17 protein-coding genes are annotated in these 18,742 nt (G+C 43.8%); 15 read left to right on the plus strand and 2 right to left on the minus strand.

Going from position 1 to position 18,742, the window contains the following annotated elements:
- The first annotated feature begins 35 nt into the window (after positions 1-35).
- Positions 36-1,595: a ribosomal protection-like ABC-F family protein gene (abc-f, locus tag AMR95_RS03295; RefSeq protein WP_197412108.1), complete on the plus strand. Its 1,560-nt coding sequence runs from the start codon at positions 36-38 to the stop codon at positions 1,593-1,595.
- Between the two features lie 15 nt (positions 1,596-1,610).
- Here abc-f and AMR95_RS03300 read toward each other — a convergent pair whose 3' ends face one another.
- Positions 1,611-3,020, minus strand: a complete 1,410-nt coding sequence (locus tag AMR95_RS03300; protein ID WP_058837586.1) for a polysaccharide deacetylase family protein — start codon at positions 3,018-3,020, stop codon at positions 1,611-1,613.
- Between the two features lie 323 nt (positions 3,021-3,343).
- Here AMR95_RS03300 and AMR95_RS03305 point away from each other — a divergent pair, with 323 nt between their 5' ends.
- The 4 genes from AMR95_RS03305 to AMR95_RS03320 all read left to right on the plus strand — a co-directional run bounded on the left by AMR95_RS03305 (position 3,344) and on the right by AMR95_RS03320 (position 6,656).
- Positions 3,344-4,372: a FecCD family ABC transporter permease gene (locus tag AMR95_RS03305; protein ID WP_197412107.1), complete on the plus strand. Its 1,029-nt coding sequence runs from the start codon at positions 3,344-3,346 to the stop codon at positions 4,370-4,372.
- Positions 4,369-5,370, plus strand: coding sequence for a FecCD family ABC transporter permease (locus tag AMR95_RS03310; protein ID WP_039181585.1), 1,002 nt, complete (start codon positions 4,369-4,371; stop codon positions 5,368-5,370). The genes AMR95_RS03305 and AMR95_RS03310 overlap by 4 nt, the downstream gene beginning before the upstream one ends.
- A gap of 17 nt (positions 5,371-5,387) precedes the next feature.
- Positions 5,388-6,287 carry an iron-hydroxamate ABC transporter substrate-binding protein gene (locus AMR95_RS03315; protein ID WP_058837624.1) on the plus strand — a complete coding sequence of 300 codons (900 nt, stop codon included), beginning with the start codon at positions 5,388-5,390 and terminating at the stop codon, positions 6,285-6,287.
- 144 nt (positions 6,288-6,431) lie between these two features.
- The gene (locus AMR95_RS03320) at positions 6,432-6,656 is read left to right on the plus strand and encodes a phage holin (RefSeq protein WP_024423530.1); all 225 of its coding nucleotides are present in this window, start codon (positions 6,432-6,434) and stop codon (positions 6,654-6,656) included.
- Positions 6,657-6,742: 86 nt separating this feature from the next.
- Here the strand turns inward: AMR95_RS03320 and slrR are convergent, their stop codons facing one another.
- The gene (gene slrR / locus AMR95_RS03325; protein ID WP_058837587.1) at positions 6,743-7,213 is read right to left on the minus strand and encodes an HTH-type transcriptional regulator SlrR; all 471 of its coding nucleotides are present in this window, start codon (positions 7,211-7,213) and stop codon (positions 6,743-6,745) included.
- Between the two features lie 257 nt (positions 7,214-7,470).
- Between slrR and AMR95_RS03330 the strand changes: the two genes are divergently transcribed.
- The 10 genes from AMR95_RS03330 (at position 7,471) to AMR95_RS03375 (ending at position 18,729) form a co-directional block, all read left to right on the plus strand.
- Positions 7,471-8,202, plus strand: coding sequence for a YveK family protein (locus AMR95_RS03330; protein WP_024423528.1), 732 nt, complete (start codon positions 7,471-7,473; stop codon positions 8,200-8,202).
- Complete coding sequence (locus AMR95_RS03335; protein WP_024423527.1) at positions 8,192-8,875, plus strand: CpsD/CapB family tyrosine-protein kinase; 684 nt, start codon at positions 8,192-8,194, stop codon at positions 8,873-8,875. The genes AMR95_RS03330 and AMR95_RS03335 overlap by 11 nt, the downstream gene beginning before the upstream one ends.
- 165 nt (positions 8,876-9,040) lie before the next feature.
- Entirely contained in the window at positions 9,041-10,915 is a 1,875-nt protein-coding gene (locus tag AMR95_RS03340) for a polysaccharide biosynthesis protein (RefSeq protein WP_058837588.1), read from the plus strand.
- Entirely contained in the window at positions 10,881-12,029 is a 1,149-nt protein-coding gene (locus tag AMR95_RS03345; protein WP_058837589.1) for a glycosyltransferase family 4 protein, read from the plus strand. The genes AMR95_RS03340 and AMR95_RS03345 overlap by 35 nt, the downstream gene beginning before the upstream one ends.
- Positions 12,022-12,861, plus strand: a complete 840-nt coding sequence (locus AMR95_RS03350) for a glycosyltransferase family 2 protein (protein WP_058837590.1) — start codon at positions 12,022-12,024, stop codon at positions 12,859-12,861. The genes AMR95_RS03345 and AMR95_RS03350 overlap by 8 nt, the downstream gene beginning before the upstream one ends.
- Positions 12,854-13,984 (plus strand): glycosyltransferase family 1 protein, encoded by a 1,131-nt coding sequence (locus AMR95_RS03355; protein ID WP_058837591.1) that lies wholly within the window; start codon positions 12,854-12,856, stop codon positions 13,982-13,984. The genes AMR95_RS03350 and AMR95_RS03355 overlap by 8 nt, the downstream gene beginning before the upstream one ends.
- Before the next feature lie 14 nt (positions 13,985-13,998).
- Positions 13,999-15,102, plus strand: a complete 1,104-nt coding sequence (locus tag AMR95_RS03360; protein WP_058837592.1) for an EpsG family protein — start codon at positions 13,999-14,001, stop codon at positions 15,100-15,102.
- A gap of 27 nt (positions 15,103-15,129) precedes the next feature.
- A complete protein-coding gene (locus AMR95_RS03365) occupies positions 15,130-16,152 on the plus strand; it encodes a glycosyltransferase family 2 protein (protein WP_058837593.1) in 1,023 nt (340 codons plus the stop codon).
- Between the two features lie 11 nt (positions 16,153-16,163).
- The gene (locus AMR95_RS03370) at positions 16,164-17,186 is read left to right on the plus strand and encodes a polysaccharide pyruvyl transferase family protein (RefSeq protein WP_231746862.1); all 1,023 of its coding nucleotides are present in this window, start codon (positions 16,164-16,166) and stop codon (positions 17,184-17,186) included.
- Between the two features lie 28 nt (positions 17,187-17,214).
- Positions 17,215-18,729 (plus strand): MATE family efflux transporter, encoded by a 1,515-nt coding sequence (locus tag AMR95_RS03375; protein ID WP_058837595.1) that lies wholly within the window; start codon positions 17,215-17,217, stop codon positions 18,727-18,729.
- The last annotated feature ends 13 nt before the right edge of the window (positions 18,730-18,742 follow it).

Genomic DNA, 18,742 nt, shown 5'->3' on the forward strand with positions numbered 1-18,742 from the left:
TTTTCATGTCTCCTGATACGAAAGGAGAGGATTGGATGTTATTAAAAGCCAATCAGTTAAAGGTATTTCGAAAAGATCGCTTGTTATTTGATATTGAGGAACTAGCCATCCATCAAGATGATCGCATTGGTCTTGTAGGGACAAATGGCAGCGGCAAAACGACTTTATTACATGTGCTGGCGGGGCAGGAAACACCAGACAGCGGCACGGTGGCCGCCACTGCGACTTGTACCCTGCTTCCACAATTGAAACAAGGAGATGGCAGACAGAGTGGCGGTGAAATGACCCAGACTTATATTGAAAGAGCATTAAGCCGGCCGTCAGCCCTTTTATTAGCAGATGAACCGACAACTCATTTGGATACAGAGCATATTGAGTGGCTGGAAGATAAGCTGCGTCATTATCAAGGAGCTCTCATTGTTGTTTCACATGATCGTGCTTTTTTAGATGCAATATGTACGGAGATTTGGGAGCTAGATCATGGGAAGCTTCATCATTACAAAGGCAACTACACACATTTTGCACAGCAAAAAGAGCTGGCACATCGTCAGCAGGTGGAAGCGTACGAAGCTTATACACAAAAGAAAAAACAATTAGAGCATGCACTGGAAAAGAAAAAGAAAAAGGCGGACAAAGCGACAAAGCCATCCCAAAAGGTGAAATCCTCAGGACCTAAAATTGCAAAGCCCTACTATGCAAATAAGCAAAAAAAGCTGCAAAAAACAGCCAAATCCATTGAAACCAGGATGGAGAAATTAGAAAAGGTTGAGAAAGTAAAGGACATTCAGCCGATCCAAATGACTCAGCATACGATGAAGGAAGTAGCAAGCCGTACCATTTTGCGCGTGGAAAATGTAGATGGCAAGGCGGGCGATAAAGTGCTTTGGAAGCAGGCGAATGTGGAAGTGAGGGGCGGAGACAAGGTTGCTATTATCGGAAAGAACGGGAGCGGCAAAACGACATTTCTCCGTATGTTAGTGAATGGATATCCCGGAGTTACTCGTTCAGAGGCCGTCAAGCTAGCGTACTTCCGTCAGGATCTTTCAGGACTGAAGGTAGATGAATCGATTTTACAAAATGCGCTGAAAGAGGCGGTTCAAGAAGAGACAGTGGTTCGAACGGTTTTGGCGAGACTAGGATTTAGAGGGGATGATGTGCATAAGCCTGTTGGCGTATTAAGCGGGGGAGAACGGGTGAAAACGATGCTTGCGTCCTTACTTGTCAGTGATGCCAATGTTCTCATGCTGGATGAACCGACGAACTTTTTAGATCTGGCCGCAGTTGAAGCACTTGAAGGTCTCTTGAAGGATTATCCAGGTACCGTTGTATTTGTTTCCCACGATCGCAGGCTGATTGAGGAGGTTGCCACTCGTATTTTCCATATTCATGAGGAACGTATTGAAGGATTTGACGGCACATATGAAGCATATAAACAAAAGGAAGAAAAACCAGCTGTGACAAATAGAGAAGAGGAGCTTCTGTTAATTGATATGGAGCTGTCTGAAGTGCTCAGCCGTTTAAGTATTGAGCCGTCGCAAGAGCTTGAAGAGAGATTTCAAGCATTATTGAAGCAAAAGAAGTCTTTGGAGTCATAAAACAAAAACCCCTGTTTACTTTACAGGGGTTTGTTCATGTCGTTCTTTTTTTAATTGTTCAAGTTCACTCACTGTGACGAGCTGGTAGCCTTGTTTGGTGAGTTCACGGATGATCTTTACTGCTGCTTGAGCTGAGCTTTCATAAATATCGTGCATTAACACTGTTCTGCCATCTGCTGCATGTGAGAGAACGCGGTTTGTGATCTGCTGGCTGTTGCGGATTTTCCAATCCTCAGGATCAACATCCCACAAAGTGACCTTCATCCCAATCGCCTCATTGATGTCTTGATTTGTACCGCCATATGGCGGTCTAAAGTGCGTAGGTGTATATCCGCTTGCTTTCTCAATCAGCTGCTGGGTGTCCTTCACTTGTTTCACGGCTTCTTCTAAAGGCAGTCTTGTTAATAAAGGGTGATTGTAGGAATGGTTTCCGATCTCATTCCCGCCTTTTAGAATGTCGGCAAGCATTCCAGGATAATACTGCACCCTGCTGCCTAAGACGAAAAAGGTGGCATGTCCTTTATTTTTCTTCAGCGCATCTAAAATTTTTGATGTTGTCGCTGGATTCGGTCCATCATCAAATGTGAGTGCGATGGCTTTTTTATTCGGGTCAAGCTTTGATTTTTGCGGAAGCTTGACGGCTTTTCTTTTTGGGTTCGGTTCTTTCATTTCATTTTTATTTTTGATTTTATCCATATATTCTGGCTTTAATATGTCCTTCAGCAATGTCTTTTTGATTGCAAGTGTTTGCGGCCCAAGATCCTCTGCGGCTACTTGAGATGCAGGGAAATAAAATTCTACATATTTGTCTTTCAAGGCAAACTGACTGAAGTTTTGAGCATCAGGGGCTGTTCCTTTCTGAAGGAGAGGCTGATCCTTAGATAAGGTTTTATCCTTTCGAAGCTCCGTATATGTAATATAGGATAATTTCTTTAAATAATTGGTTTTAGGCAGAAATAGATCTTTTGTGTCAAGAAAGGTTTTTTTCTGAAAATCAAAGTTAATCGTGAGATGATTGGTGGTTCCATTTTGCTGACCAGTATACGTATAGGTCGTAAAGCGAATGGCAGCAGACTGCTTTGCATAATGCACCATTTCATAATCAATATTCAGTTCATAGCGTTTATGTTCATTGATATCCTTTGCTTCGCTGAATGTTTTTTTGAAATGCTCTAATGCTGAATTGGCATAGCTTTGAATCTTGTCATCTAGCTCTTTTTGATGAAAAAGAGGATAGTTGACTGCATATCTCATAAATTTCCCGTCATTTACGAGAGTGACAATTTCCACGTTTTTATAGTTCGTATCTTGCTTTACATTTTTCTTTTCTGTACCGCTTGCTTGTTGATTTTGAAAGAAAGCAACTGCTCCAATGACGACTGCAAGCGCAAATAGGACGATACTCCATTTTCCCTTTACTGACACAACTTTCAAATCTCCTCTCATGACGGGTCATTCTTTATTATTTTGACATCTGTTTGTAATATTTTTATAACATTTGACTCACTTTTGTAATTTTAGTGGATATTCATGCAAAATGTCAACTATTTTCCTATTAAAATATGAGAAAACATGATAGGTCGTTCTGTGAGGCAAAAAGAACCCCGCCTTTCTCTGCTCCGCACATACCTTCATTAATTAAAAAATAGGGTGTACATTGATTTTTTAGAGGCTGGCGGCTATAATTTTGTTGATTATGATTCTCATTTTCAAACTGACTTTTAATGAAGAAAAGGATGACACCGATTTTGCAGGATAAGCGAAAACCTCAACAAAAGCGATCATCACATATTCTGTTCTTTTTAATATTTTTTCTCGCCGTTAGTGGTTTAGCGGCTGCCATGTTTTTTGCTGTGTCATACGGTGCAAAAACATTGTCTCTGCAAACGGTTTGGACAGCTGTATTTGACTACCAGTCAAATGTCACAGAGCAGCAGATCATCCATGAATTAAGACTTCCCCGTGTTTTAGGGGCAGCTCTAGTGGGAGCGGCGTTTGCCGTAGCGGGTGCTCTTATGCAGGGCATCACAAGAAATCCTCTGGCAGATGCGGGGATTTTGGGTATTAATGGCGGTGCGATGTTTGTGGTCGCTCTCTGTTTTGCTTTTTTCCCAGGAATGCCTTATTCGGCACTGATGTTTTTTTCCTTTATTGGTGCTGTGCTCAGTACGCTACTGATCTTTGCGATTGGGGCGGCTGGCGGCGTATTGACACCGATGCGCCTCACTGTAGCAGGAGCGGTTGTCGCCGCATTGCTTCATGCGCTCAGCTCTGGGATCGCGATTTATTTTGATCTGAGTCAGGATCTGGCTTTTTGGTATGCAGGCGGGGTAGCTGGTGTGAAATGGCCGCAGCTGACGATTCTTGCTCCGGTCATTCTGATTGTGATCGTATGGGCAATACTATTAGGCCGGTCACTTTCCTTACTATCGCTCGGTGAAGATACAGCGGCGAATTTAGGGGTGAAAACCCGACAAGTGCGAATACTAGGCATGACCGCTGCTGTGTTATTAGCAGGGGTTTCTGTATCAGCAGTCGGGTCGATTGGGTTTGTCGGTCTCGTCATCCCGCATATTGCACGAAAGCTTGTTGGTGTAGATTATCGTTTCGTTATTCCGATGTCAGCGATATTAGGCGCAATGCTGCTTGTCTTTGCAGACCTTGCCAGCCGTACAGTCAATCCGCCAAGAGAGCTTGCCATTGGCGTGATGGTGGCACTTGTTGGTGTTCCTTTCTTCTTATACATTGCCAGAAAAGAAGGGAGGAACTTGTCATGAGAGAGAAACAGCGTGCTCTTGCCGTGACAGTCGTTTTGCTTTGCCTGAGTGCGGCTGTTGTTCTGTATAGTTTAAATACCGGTACGCTGAAACTCAGCCCTGTTATGGTCGTCAAAACGTTATTTGGCTTTGGAGATTTCCAAAGTGAAACGGTGCTGTTTGACTATCGTCTGCCTCGAATCGTGGTGACGATGTTAGCTGGTATTGGTCTTGGCATTGCTGGCGGCATTTTGCAGAGCTTATCCCGTAACCCTCTGGCCGATCCTGGAATCATTGGACTGAATGCAGGGGCAGCATTTGGCTTAATTGTGTTTGTGACATATTTTCATGCACTTGAAGGCAATCCGTCTCTTCTTATTCCGCTCTTTACGTTTGGCGGCGGACTGCTGGCGGCAGCGGTTATTGTACTTCTTGCATATGACCGGCATGAAGGGCTTGTTCCTATCCGTCTGATCTTAGTTGGCATTGCGGTTGCTGCGGGATTTAGTGCACTCACCTTATATTTGTCATTGAAGCTGGATGAAGATACATACACGTTTGCTTCGAGATGGCTTGTGGGCAATGTATGGGGGAGAGACTGGATTCATGTACTGGCACTTCTGCCCTGGATTGTATGCCTTGTGCCGCTTACGCTGATGCAGTCAAACACGCTCAATGCATTGACATTAGGAGATGCTGTCGCCTCAAGTGTAGGTGTGCGAGTCCAGCGTAAACGCCTCCTCTTGCTGACCTTAGCGGTTGGCCTCGCCAGTGCAAGTGTTTCGATGACAGGCGGTATTGGCTTTATTGGCCTCGTCGCCCCGCATTTGGCCAGGCGGCTGGTCGGGTCACTGCATCAGTATTTTTTACCAGTGAGTGCGCTGCTTGGCTTGTTGATTTTGGTCAGTGCCGATACAATCGGGCGGTCCATCTTTGCTCCAAATGCCATACCAGCGGGTGTGGTCGTGGCCTTTATCGGTGCCCCGTATTTTCTCTATTTATTAACTAAAACGAAATAAACATGAAAGAGGAACTCATCATGAAAAAACTACTAGTGTTTGGATTAACGCTCTGTTTCTTGCTGCTTGCCGCTTGCGGACAACAGGAAACAAAGAATACAACAAATGAAAAGACCAATGGAACACCAAAGATTGCTTCCTTGTCCATTCATTTAACAAATGACTTGTTAGCACTCGGTATCAAACCAGCGGGCTCTGTTGTAGGAGGAGACTTAAAAGATTTCCTTCCACATGCGAAAAAGCAGCTGAGTCACACGAAGAAACTCGGCATTGCAGCTGATCCAGATATGGAATCACTGCTTGCGTTACAACCAGATGTTATTTATGTTGATGAAGAATTAGCCGGACAAGACTTATCGAAATATAAGAAGATCGCCAAAACAGAAGTGTTTAATTTAAATGATGGCACATGGCGGGATCATTTGAAAAAAATCGCCAAACACGTCAATAAAGAAAAAGAAGCGGACCAATATATTAAGAATTACAATCAAGAAGCAAAAGAAGTCAAATCGCTCATCAAGAAAAAGATTGGAAACGGAAAAGTCATGGCGATCCGTGTGACAGCAAAGGAGCTTCGCGTATTTAGCATGAAGCGCCCAATGGGTCCTATTTTATACGATGATTTAGGCCTGACACCTGTCGATGGTGTGAAAAAGCTGGACAGCAAGCGCCCATTTGAAGTGATTTCTCAAGAGGTTCTTCCTGACTATGATGCTGATGCGATCTTTGTTGTCGTCAACCGTGATGATAAAGCACAGCAGGCATTCAAGCAATTAGAAAAGACTCCAATTTGGAAGGGTCTAAAAGCAGTGAAGAAAAACCAAGTTTATCCGATTGCCGATCAGCCATGGCTCGATTACTCAGCTTTAGGCAATAAAATGGCATTGGATGAAGCAAAAGAGATGTTTTCTAAATAAATAGCAAATGAAATCAGGCATCATTCCGCATATAGGAATGATGTCTCTTTTTTTGATTCGTTCTTCTATTCATTCGGCCGCTGCATACATATGAGAGAGAACGAGCAATACCGCCCGTGAGAAGAGGAAAGGGAGGGGTTAAAGTTGGAGGTTCAAAAAATTAGTGCAGGTACCATTGCAAGGCTTGTGCTGCTTTTACTGGCGCTTGTTAACAGTGCGCTAACCGCTGCGGGAAAAAGCCCAATTCCTATTGATGAAGAAGGCGTTCAGCAATTCATCACGCTGGCCTTTCTGGGGATTACATCACTATGGGCCTATTGGAAAAACAATGATATAACGAAAAAAGCACGAACAAAAAAAGAAGAATAAGAGAAAAAAGAGCCTTTCATGAATCAAAGGCTCTTTTTCATCGAAGCGTCAAACGCCTCTCCCCGCAATCATTCTTCCTGAAAGGCTTACGCCCGGCGTTCTCCCATGTTGTTGAGGAAAGCTTTTACTTCCTCAATGCTTAAGCCAATTGCCTTCGCTTCACTCATTAGACGCTTCCACTCTGCAATATTTGAGTCAGTCAGCTTTCTATGGGTGACATGTATTGACTTTTCTTCCTGCTCCTTTCGGTACGTTTGGAGCAGCTGATAGAGCTCTTCTTTAGGCATGCCGGCTTGGACGGCATTGACGATATGCTCCCGCCATTCGTGTTCATCACCCTCAGTGTAATGAAACATCATCGTCTCTGCATCAAACAGCTCTTGTAAATCAATCTCTAATGAAGAGGATACCTTTTTTAAGAACTGGACAGATGGATTCCTGTGGACACCACGCTCAATTTTGCTCAAATATGACTTAGAGACATGAGCATCCTCAGCCAGCTGCTGAATCGAGTATCCTTTTCTCTTTCGGTAAATGCGTATCACCTTGCCTATCATTCGATCAATGATCTCCCTTCTCCCCGGCGAATAGTTCTGCGACCTTTTCGTTCATTATAAGAAATAAATTGTTCTTTATAAAATTCAAAAACGTAAGAATCAGGAAGTAAACAAAAGAAAACGAACGATTTCGTTCTTTAAAAAGAACTATAAGACCTATTATGACATTTTTCTTTGCGGGTATTATCTTTTATAATCCAATCATTAACAAAAAGAAACCATATATAACCTTTTTATGATGAAATCGGGAGGTATCTATGAATGAGAATATAGGTTTTAAGCAGCTGTTTTCTGTCATTAAAGAGAAAATGGCCCTTCTGATCCTGATTGTCCTGATCGTAACGGGCATTTCAGCCTATTATCAGTTCTATGTCTCGACTCCTGTATATCAGGCAACCACTCAAATTCTTGTTCATAAACGCAGCAATGACGCACAAGCAGATTTAAACGATATTCAGATGAACCTTCAATATACACGTACCTTTCAAGTTTTATTAAAAAGCCCAATTGTCATTGAAAAAGTAAAAGAAACACTCCATCTCACAGAATCAGCAGAAGGACTAAAACACAAAATTGCCACAAGTACAGAAAATGAGTCTGAGGTCATCAATATTTCTGTACAAGATGAGGATCGCGCGAAGGCAGTCGCCATTGCGAATACTGCAACAGAGGTGCTGCAAGAAGAAATCAAAAAAACAATGAATATGGATCGCATTAATGTTTTGTCTGAAGCCAAGCTGTCCAACACGATTCTGATGAATTCGAGAAAATTCGTTCATATCGTTCTGGCACTAGGCGCCTCTTTATTAGGGGGAATGACACTCATTTTCTTAATGAATTTACTCGATGATACTGTAAAACGAACACATCAAATAAGAGAAGAGATCGGATTGCCGTCCCTTGGCAGTGTCTATCAGATGCAGGCAGACAGGAGGGCCAAAAAAGACAAGCAGTCCGTCATAACGGGAGGACAGAACATTGATCTTTAAGAGGAAGAAGAGAGAAAAGAGAGATTTATCCTGTATTTCTGTATTAAATCCTCACTCTGTCATTGCGGAACAATTCCGTACGATCCGAACAAACATCGAATTCACATCGATCCAAACAAGGCTGAAATCGATATTAGTGACCTCCTCCTTGCCGAAGGAAGGGAAATCATTTACGGCTGCAAACTTAGCAGCTGTTTTTGCACAGCAGAACAAGCGGGTGCTGCTCATGGACGCTGATTTGCGAAAGCCGGCCGTTCATGAATATTTTGACCTGAGTCATCACACCGGTTTGACAAATGTGCTATTAAATAATTGCAGCTTGGAAGAAGCTATTTTACCGACACCGATTGAGCATTTAGAGCTGCTTCCGAGCGGAACCATTCCGCCGAATCCAGCAGAGCTGCTCTCCTCTTCTGTGATGAAGCAGCTATTTTATGAGATTGAACAGCAATATGACATGGTGATTGTTGATTCCACGCCGCTTCTGCCAGTTGCAGATGCAAAGATCTTGGCGAACCGGACGGATGGGAGCATTCTCGTTGTCTTAAGCGGCAAAACAAAGATTGCTGCTGTGAAGAAATCAAAAGAAGTATTAGAGGGAACAACAAGTAAACTGCTTGGAGCTATGCTAAATGGCAAGAAAGAGAAAAAGGGCAGGCTGTACATGTATTAAAAAGATTGATAGGTGATGTCTCCTAATCTTTAACAATGGAGGCACTCGATCCTGCTGTGGGCACAACCGGTGCCTTAGATGCTCGTCATCAGTAGTGGGATGTGAGGACGGGTTTGATGCCCATGTTACGTAAGAATAGTGATGCTTTAAAAAGGGGGAGGAGCGTTGACTTACGCCCAAAGATTATCAATCATCGTAGCACTAGATTCATATCTCATCTTAGTTGCCGTCTTTTTTGGTTTTCAATTTGTCCAAGAGGCGGCTTTAACCGTTTATACATTTGAAATGCTCGCCATTTCTTCACTCAGTCTGCTCATTGGGCACCATCTATTTGCCTGCATATTTCATGTGTACAAGCAAGTATGGGCTTATACAGGAGTAAGAGAGTTATTTTCTTTAATGAAGACCTTTGTGTGTTCTTTTTTATTTTCGATGACGATGCTGTACCTTTTCGTGCAGACATGGCCATTTCGGTTTTTATTCATCGTGTGGCTTTTTCATATCTTATTCATCGGTGCCTCTCGGATGGCTTCCAGGCTATTTCATGACGGAGCAAAGCGGCTTCAGGCAGAAAAGGAGCGGGCATTAATCATTGGCGCCGGATCAGCGGGGACCATGCTCGTTCGTCAGCTACAGCAATCGAGTGATGTACATATTGAGCCAGTCGCCTTCATCGATGATGACAAGACGAAACATAGGCTTGAAATTATGGGTCTGCCTGTCATAGGAGGAAAAGAACAAATTCAAACAGCTGTCGTGATGATGGATATTCAGAAGATCATCATTGCCATTCCATCTAAAAGCAGCCACACCTTAAAAGGGCTGTATAAGGAATGTGTAGCGACTGGAGTCAAAACACAGATCATGCCGGAAATGGAGCAGATTTTAAAAGGAACCCATGCGCTGAATCAATTACGGGATGTACAGCCAGAGGATTTACTAGGGAGAGAACCGATTCAATTAGATACGAGCCGTCTATCTGCTCATTTAAAAGGAAAAACGATCATGGTCACAGGGGCAGGCGGATCAATTGGGTCAGAAATCTGCCGTCAAATTTGTGTGTTTGCTCCTCAAGCGATTGTACTTGTGGGACATGGAGAATTTAGCATTCATTCTATTTTACTAGAGCTGAAAGAATTATATGGAGACAGCATCAGACTCTATCCACAAATTGCGGATATTCAAGATAAACAGAAAATGAGTGAAATCGTTGGTCAGTTTCAACCGGATATGATTTATCATGCTGCGGCACATAAGCATGTTCCGCTCATGGAGATCAGTCCGAAAGAAGCTGTGAAAAACAATATTATCGGCACAAAAAATGTCGCGGAAGCCGCACACGAGCACCGCATTGAAACATTCGTCCTCATCTCATCTGACAAAGCAGTCAACCCTGCCAATGTGATGGGAGCCACTAAGCGGTTTGCTGAAATGCTGATTATGCAAATGGGGGCAAGCAGCGAAACAAAATTTGTCGCCGTTCGATTTGGAAATGTACTTGGAAGCAGAGGGAGCGTCATCCCTATTTTTAAGAAACAAATCGAGCAAGGCGGGCCGGTGACAGTCACGCACCCAGCCATGACAAGATATTTTATGACCATCCCAGAAGCATCAAGGCTTGTGATTCAGGCAGGTGCACTGGCAGAAGGAAGACAGATTTTTGTTTTAGATATGGGGGAGCCAGTGAAAATCGTAGACCTCGCAGAAAACCTCATTCACCTCTCAGGCTACACCACAGACCAGATTCCGATCACTTTCACAGGCATTCGTCCTGGGGAGAAAATGTACGAAGAACTACTGAACCAGCATGAAAAAGCACAGGAACAAATCTTCCCGAAAATTCATATCGGCCATGCGCTGGATGGTGACCCATATGTGCTGAACCGCTTTATCCATGAATTTGACATGATGAGTGAAGAGCAAATGAGACAAGCATTATTTGCGGCCATTGAGTCGCATGATATGTTGTCCGAACAGATGAAACGAGAGGAGGAGCCGCTTGCCAATGAAGAAAAAAGTCTTGTTTTGCGCAACGGTTGATTATCACTTTAAGGCCTTTCATCTTCCATATTTCCGGTGGTTTCAGGAAAAAGGATGGGAAGTGCATACAGCGGCAAATGGCCAGCTTGAGCTGCCCTATGTGAATCAAGCTCACTCGATTCCAATTCAGCGCTCTCCTTTTCATGTCCGCAACCGGCTTGCGTATGTAGAACTGAAGAAGCTGTTAGCGAAAGAGCACTATGATTTCATCCATTGCCACACACCAATGGGAAGTGTCATTGGCAGGCTTGCAGCCAAGGGCGCGCGCAAAAAAGGAACGAAGGTTCTTTACACGGCACATGGCTTTCACTTTTGGCAGGGGGCGCCGCTTCAAAACTGGCTGCTCTATTATCCAATTGAGAGATTTCTTGCCCGCTATACAGACGCACTGATCACCATTAATGGGGAGGATTTTAAAAGAGCAGACCGTCTATCAAAAGAGCGGACATCTGTTTATTATGTGCCCGGTATGGGTGTGGATATGAAACGGTTCGCACCAGTTGATGAAAAAGAGAAACAGCGTCTCCGCGCAGCCTACGGCTTTTCTGCGGAAGATTTTATCGTACTGTGTGCTGGCGAATTAAACATGAATAAAAATCAAGGAATGCTCATCAAAGCATGTGCACAACTGTCTAGGAAAATACCAAATATAAAGATCGTGTTTGCCGGGGAAGGGACAATGAGACCAAACTATGAAAAGCTTACCCGCCAGCTCCAGCTTGAAAAGCATGTTCACTTTGCTGGGTTTTGCAAACAAATGGAGGAATGGATGCATTTGAGCGATGTGTGTGTTTCCACCAGCTTGAGAGAAGGGCTCGGCATGAACCTGCTTGAAGCGATGTCGGCAGAAAAACCCGTGATTGCAACGGAGAATAGAGGGCATTGTGAGCTTGTCAAACATGGCGTCAATGGTTTTTTAGTTAAACCGCAGGATGTGAATGGTTTAGCTGATTACTTGCAGCAGCTCTATGACAAAAAGGATCAGCTGCTTCTCATGGGAAAAGCGGGACGCTCTATCGCTCATGCATTTGCACAGGAGCAGACGGTCAGTGCAATGGAAGAAATTTATACAATTTATATGGATCAAGCAGAGAAGGTGATACAGCATGCGTAAACCAAAGGTGTCAATTATCATGGGCGTCTACAATTGCCAAGAGACAGTAGAAGAAAGTATTGAATCCATTCTTCATCAAACATATGAAAACTGGGAGCTCATCATATGTGATGACGCATCAACAGATGGCACTTATGAGAAGGTGCTGTCTTATACAAAACGAGATCCTGAAAGAATTCGCCTGATCCGTAATCAAGAAAATCAAAGGCTCGCTGCCAGTCTCAATCGCTGTCTGGCTGAAGCGAGGGGAGAGTTGATTGCAAGGCAGGATGGCGATGATCTATCGGTGCCTGTTCGTTTAGAAAAACAGGTTCATTTCCTCGATACATATCCTGAATACGATGTGGTCGGTACGGCGATGACGGTTTTTGATGAAACGGGAACAAAGGGTGTACGGGCACTTGTTTCAGAGCCTGATCGGAAGGTGATGGCAAGAGGGACTCCTTTTTGTCATGGGACCATTATGATGAGGGCTTCTGCTTACAAAGCTTTAAATGGATATCGCTCTGTGAAAACAACAAGGCGGATGGAAGATATCGATCTTTGGATCCGCTTTTTTGCTGCTGGGAGGAAAGGCTTTAATTTACAAGAGCCGTTATATCTTGTGAGAGAGGATGAAGCAGCCTTTCAGCGGCGAAAGTTTCGATATTCGATGGATAATGCCTGGCTCGTTTTGAAAGCATGCTGGCTATTAAAGCTATCGCCGCTTGACTATTTATTTGCTCTAAAACCGGTGGTCCGTGCCTGCTTGTCACCGAAGGTCATGAAGCTTTATCATCGCCGGAAGCTGGCGTCGTCTATGCTGAAGAGGAGGGCTGTTCGGGATGAGTGAGCCAAAGCGCGTGCTTCATATTGTGGGCGGGATGAACCGCGGCGGAGCTGAAACGATGATTATGAACATTTATCGTGCACTCGACAGGAATGTCCTTCAATTTGATTTCATTACCCACCGGCAGGACGTCTGTGATTATGATGAGGAAATTCGCGAGCTTGGGGGACGCATCTTTTATGTCCCGAGTATTGGGGCGTCCTCTCCGGTTGCTTTTGTGAAAACATTGACAAAGACAATTAGGCAAACAGGACCCTATCAGGCCGTGCATGCACATACGGATTTTCAGACAGGCTTCTCCGCACTTGCTGCAAAACTAGCGGGTGTGAAGGTGCGCATTTGCCATTCGCATAATACAGCGTGGAAGCAGTCGCCAAACTGGCTGGATCATATGATGCTCAAAGGGTTTCGCCAGCTGATCTTTGCATTCTCTACACAGCTTGTTGCATGCGGCGAGGATGCCGGAGTCTTTTTATTTGGACAGAAAAAAATGCAGAACGGGCAAGTTGAGGTGCTGCCAAATGGGATTGATTTATCCCTTTTTTTTCAGCCTGATCCAGACGAAAAGGCGGAGATCAAAAAGCAGCTCTATCTTCGCGAAAAAAACATGATCATCGGTCATATTGGGCGGTTCCATGAGCAAAAAAATCATGTTTTTTTTATGGAGCTGGCCCAGACCTTAAAGAAGCAAGGCGTTTCATTTCAGCTTGTCCTCGTAGGAGATGGACCGCTGAAGCAAGTAGTCGAATCGTATGCGGAGAAGGCAGGCCTGATGGAGGACATTGTCTTTACAGGCGTCGTATCAGACGTTCCACAGTATATGAAAGCATTTGATGTTTTTGTGATGCCTTCCTTGTTTGAAGGTCTTCCGCTTGTATTAGTGGAAGCACAGGCATCTGGGCTGCCTTGTGTGATTTCAGATCATATTACAGAGGAAGTAGATTTAGGCTGCGGGCTTGTGAAAAGGATGTCGCTGCGAGATTCCGCGCATGAATGGATGAAGGCGGTGCTTGAAGCATATCATGCAGAACCTCCTCTTCAAGAGACCATTACCTCACAGCTTGAACAAAGAGGATTTGATGTGAAACAGAATATTACACGTGTGATGAATCTATATGGACTGTAAGGAAGGAATGGCAGATGGCGGTTTATTTGGTGAACATGATCATGGTCTATTTATGGTCGAGCTTTGCCGCATTTTACGGCAGACGTGATGATACCATTCAAAGCGGATGGCGGCCTAACAAGCTTCTTGTGTTTTTTCCGTTTTTGTTTCTTTGTATCGTGTCTGGTATTCGGTATAAAGTAGGAACCGATTTTGTCACATATGGACAGATGTATGAGTTCTCCATTAACTATGAAAAGCCTTGGCATATATTTGGATTCGGTGTGGATAAAGCCGCAACGGATCCAGGGTTTACGTTTATTTTATGGATGCTTAATCAACTGACTCATGATCCGCAAATCATGTATATCTCAGTCGGAGCCATTACTTATTTTTTTATTATCAAGACGCTTATTCAATATGGCCGTCCATTTGAGCTCAGTATGCTGCTTTTTCTTGGGACCTTTCATTATTATGCGTCATTTAATGGCATGCGTCAGTATATGGTGGCAGCGATTCTTTTTTATGCCATCCGGTTGGTGATCAATGGTCAGTGGAAATTGTATTTTCCTCTCGTCCTTGTATGTTCATTGTTTCATTCATCGGCTCTCATCATGATTCCTGTGTATTTTATTGTGAGGACAAAGGCTTGGTCTTGGATGATGCTGTTCTTATGCCTGATTTTCTTAGGCTTAACCGCGCTTTATGACCGTTTTGTCTCAGTGTTTGTCGTGATGCTGCAAGGAAGTTCATATGGTCATTACGAGGAATGGCTCACAACGAATACGAATGGAATGAATGTGACAAAAATCGGTGTCTTGATTTTGCCGCTTCTGCTCGCTTTCTTTTATCGAAAACGACTTCGTGAGCTGACACCTGAGAGTGATTACATTGTGAATTTTTGTTTGCTTGGTTTCTTGTTTGGCATCCTTGCAACGAAAGATGTCATTTATGCAAGATTTCATATTTACTTTGGCTTGTATCAGCTCATTTTACTGCCATATTTCACACGCATTTTTGATCAGCGGTCTAATGTGTTTATGTATGTAGGGATTGCTGTTTGCTATATTCTGTACAGCATCATGCTGATGCCGTTCGATTCTTCGGTTTTGCCGTATAGAACGATATTTAATAAATAGATTTGAAGAAAGGTGGGGCATGCTGTAATGCCAGCTATCAGTCTATTGGTCGCAGTTTACAATACGAGTCAATATGTGGAGCAATGTCTTCAATCAATTGCAGATCAAAGCTTTTCCGATATAGAAGTCATTCTTATCAATGATGGATCGACCGACCGCAGCGGTGAATGGCTTGAAGCATTTGCTGAGCGTGATGAGCGTTTCCGGGTAATCCATCAATCCAATCAAGGGTTAGGCGCTGTGAGAAACCGGGGCATCGAGGAAGCGAAAGGGACGTACCTCGCCTTTGTGGATTCAGATGATATTCTCGCTCCTCATTACTGTGAAGCCATGTACGAAAAAGCCGAAATGACCGGGGCAGATCTTGTTGTGAGTGAATATTGGATTCAATTTGAACAGTCAAAGCGAACGATACCAACAACGCTGTTAGAGAAGCGGTCAGCCGAAAAAACGGATTTAATCAAAGCGTTATTACACGGAGACTTGACTGGATTCTCATGGAATAAGCTGTATCGGCGTGCCTTTATGGAAGAACATCACATTCGATTTCCGCTGCGGGGGGAGCTTGAGAACATTGAAGATCAATATGTGACGCTGCGCTGTTTTTCTTTATCACGCAGCATCGCTTTTGTTCATGAGCCCCTTTATTACTACAGGGTTCATCTGTCATCTATTGTGCAGCGATATCAGAAGCAGTATTTTCATCATGGACTGACCTATTATCATGCACAGCACTCGTTTTTAAAAGAGTATGATGACATCTCTCTGTATGAGAAAGCATTAGACTTTTTTATCGTCAATCATACGCTTCATTGTATGCTCAACGAATGGAAGAGCCAAAATGACCTCTCCATTCGGGAAAAGCTTGATCACATGCGGGAAATGGTGACACACGATGCTTTCCAGCATGCCGTTAAACAAGTGGAACCATCGAAGCTCACAGTTCGAAAGCGTATGATTTTATTTCTTGCTAAGTGCCGATTGATTTATCCGCTTTCTGCTGCGGCTTCTAGCTATCAAAAATGGATCGAATATCAGACAAGGAAATAGGGGTGATGGGATTGACATTGCAGCAATTGAAGGCGAACGTCGCAGAGTGGCTGCTCTTAAAGGTCAAATATCCGCTTGAGTATAGACTGAGCCGCCAAAGGCTGCCAGAGCTGAGTCATCAGAAGAAAATCATTCTCACGCTGCTGCCGGGACATGATAATTTGGGGGATCATGCGATTGCCTATGCGAGTTATTGTTTTTTAAAGAAACACTTTCCAGCCTATGACATCATAGAAGTGGACATGAAAGAGATCTATCGCCTTGCCCGTCCGCTAAAGCGCAGCCGGCACCCAGAAGACATCGTCTGTATGATCGGTGGGGGCAATATGGGGGATTTATACCGGTACGAAGAATGGACGAGACAATTTATCATCAAGACCTTCAAGTCCTATCCCATGATCCAGCTGCCTGCTACTGTTCATTTTACAGAAACAAAGAAAGGGAAACGGGAGGAGCGACGCGCCATACACACGTATAAGCAGCACCCAAGACTGCTCCTCATGGCAAGAGATCAAACAACCTATGAATGGATGAAGCAGCATTTTCCTGATCAAGATGTGTGGAAACAGCCTGATATGGTGCTGTCATTAGACGAATCATCAAAGGATGAAACACGTGAAGGGGTTTTGCTTTGTCTGCGTGAGGATCAAGAAGCATATCTCACAAAGGAGGAGCGCCAACAGCTACAGCAGTATATTCAAGAGACATATGATCAAGTCGGTTTAATCACAACGACAATTGGCAGACGGGTCGATCGAACAACTCGCTTAGATGAATTAACGGCTTTATGGACGGAGTTAAAACAAGCACAGGTCGTCGTGACAGATCGTCTGCATGGCATGATCTTTTGTGCGATCACTCATACACCGTGTGTTGTCCTGAGATCGTTTGATCATAAGGTAATGGAAGGATTTGAATGGGTGGCTCACCTTCCGTTTATGACCCTTTTAAAAGAACCAAATGAGACCGCTGTGAAAGAGGCCGTTCATCAGCTGATGAAAACAAGTGGTCAAAAGGGAGAGGAAGCTGGATGAGGGCTCTTAAACGCTGCGTGAAAGCACAATGAATCGAGCATTTCTTTATAATGCCAGTGCGAACTTAATCACATTTGTCCTGATGATGCTCATGTCTGTTTGTTTAACACCTTATATTGTTCATACGCTTGGAGTGGAAGCATTCGGCTTAATCCATCTGACGCAAAATATGATCAACTATTTATCGGTCATTACCGCTTCGTTAAGTGCGGTTGTTGTGCGTTTTTTTTCTGTGGCGGCTCATAAAGGAGAGATGGAGAAGGCGCAGCGCTATCTCGCTTCCTATTTCGTCAGTTCGTTTTTACTATCTATTAGTCTCTTTTTGCTTTGTCTTTTCATATCTCATCAGCTGGTTGAGTGGCTTCATGTGCCCGATCATCTCGCAAAAGACACACAGACCGCCTTTATTTTAGGGGGTCTTTTATTTATGCTCAATTTCGTCATGTCTGGCATTGGGGCTGCACCGTTTTATGCGAATAAGCTCTATGTATCAAGTGTTGGACAGGCAATTCAAATGTTTCTGAGAGCACTGATGATTGTCATCCTGTTTACATGGACGACACCAGCCATTTGGCATATTCCACTTGCGGCCGTCATTGGAAGCTTAGCGGCTATGGGGATCGGTATCTATTATTTTAAGAAACTCATCCCTTGGTTTTCGTTTAAGTGGCGGCATGTCTCATTATCGTCTAGTCTCACTCTTGTTCGGTCAGGGGTCTGGCATTCATTTGAGCAAATGGGGATTTTGTTGTTTTTACAAATTGATTTATTGATGACCAACTTGCTCATTGGAGCTGAAGCGACAGGCAAATATGCGGCGATTTTACAGTTTCCATTATTATTACGCACACTGGCAGGGACACTGGCCGTTGTGTTTGCACCAACAATTACGAAATTTTATTCGAATCAGGACAAAGAGGGACTTATTCAATATGCTGCAAATGCTATTAAGTGGAGCGGCTTATTTGTTGCGTTCCCAGCCGCGCTTTTAGGAGGTCTCGCTGGTCCGCTCATGCTTCTATGGCTTGGCCCTGCTTTTGAGGAGCTGAAATGGCTTCTCATGATTCATGCGGCTTATTTATGTTTGACCTTGATGTTTTTACCGCTCACATATGTGCCAACCGTGTTTAATCGTTTTAAAGTTCCTGCGGTTGTCACCCTTATATTAGGTGTGTCTAATGTGCTTTTTGCCTATGGATTGACTCATATGCTGCAGCTCGGTTTATATGGCATTGCATCCGCGGGGGCAATGGTTTTATTGATCAAAAATATTGTGTTTCTGCCATTTTATACGGCTAGCATCACGAATCAGAAACGCACCATCTTTTACAAGCATACGCTGGTTCCGCTTGCAGGAGCGCTATTTATTTGGGGCGTCTGCGCAGGAATTCAAGCGGTATATAACGTGACTTCATGGTGGGAGCTGTTTTGTATTGGCGGGCTTTGTTTCATTCTCTATATGGGCTACTTGTACCTGTTTGCAGGAACGAAACGAGAGCGGATGCAGCTGATGCGTAAGGTAAAACATGCGGTCTCCCGCTAATATGAAAAGGAGA

The sequence above is a fragment of the Bacillus sp. G1(2015b) genome, from assembly GCF_001482475.1.
In the GTDB taxonomy this organism is placed as follows: domain Bacteria; phylum Bacillota; class Bacilli; order Bacillales; family Bacillaceae; genus Bacillus; species Bacillus safensis.

What these genes read in the sequence shown, in the direction of transcription:
- abc-f (WP_197412108.1), top strand. Translation starts at nt 36, where the DNA reads ATGTTATTAAAAGCCAATCAGTTAAAGGTATTTCGAAAAGATCGCTTG.
- AMR95_RS03310 (WP_039181585.1), top strand. Translation starts at nt 4,369, where the DNA reads ATGAGAGAGAAACAGCGTGCTCTTGCCGTGACAGTCGTTTTGCTTTGC.
- slrR (WP_058837587.1), bottom strand. Translation starts at nt 7,213, where the DNA reads ATGATAGGCAAGGTGATACGCATTTACCGAAAGAGAAAAGGATACTCG.
- AMR95_RS03330 (WP_024423528.1), top strand. Translation starts at nt 7,471, where the DNA reads ATGAATGAGAATATAGGTTTTAAGCAGCTGTTTTCTGTCATTAAAGAG.
- AMR95_RS03345 (WP_058837589.1), top strand. Translation starts at nt 10,881, where the DNA reads ATGAAGAAAAAAGTCTTGTTTTGCGCAACGGTTGATTATCACTTTAAG.
- AMR95_RS03350 (WP_058837590.1), top strand. Translation starts at nt 12,022, where the DNA reads ATGCGTAAACCAAAGGTGTCAATTATCATGGGCGTCTACAATTGCCAA.
- AMR95_RS03355 (WP_058837591.1), top strand. Translation starts at nt 12,854, where the DNA reads ATGAGTGAGCCAAAGCGCGTGCTTCATATTGTGGGCGGGATGAACCGC.
- AMR95_RS03360 (WP_058837592.1), top strand. Translation starts at nt 13,999, where the DNA reads ATGGCGGTTTATTTGGTGAACATGATCATGGTCTATTTATGGTCGAGC.
- AMR95_RS03365 (WP_058837593.1), top strand. Translation starts at nt 15,130, where the DNA reads ATGCCAGCTATCAGTCTATTGGTCGCAGTTTACAATACGAGTCAATAT.
- AMR95_RS03375 (WP_058837595.1), top strand. Translation starts at nt 17,215, where the DNA reads ATGAATCGAGCATTTCTTTATAATGCCAGTGCGAACTTAATCACATTT.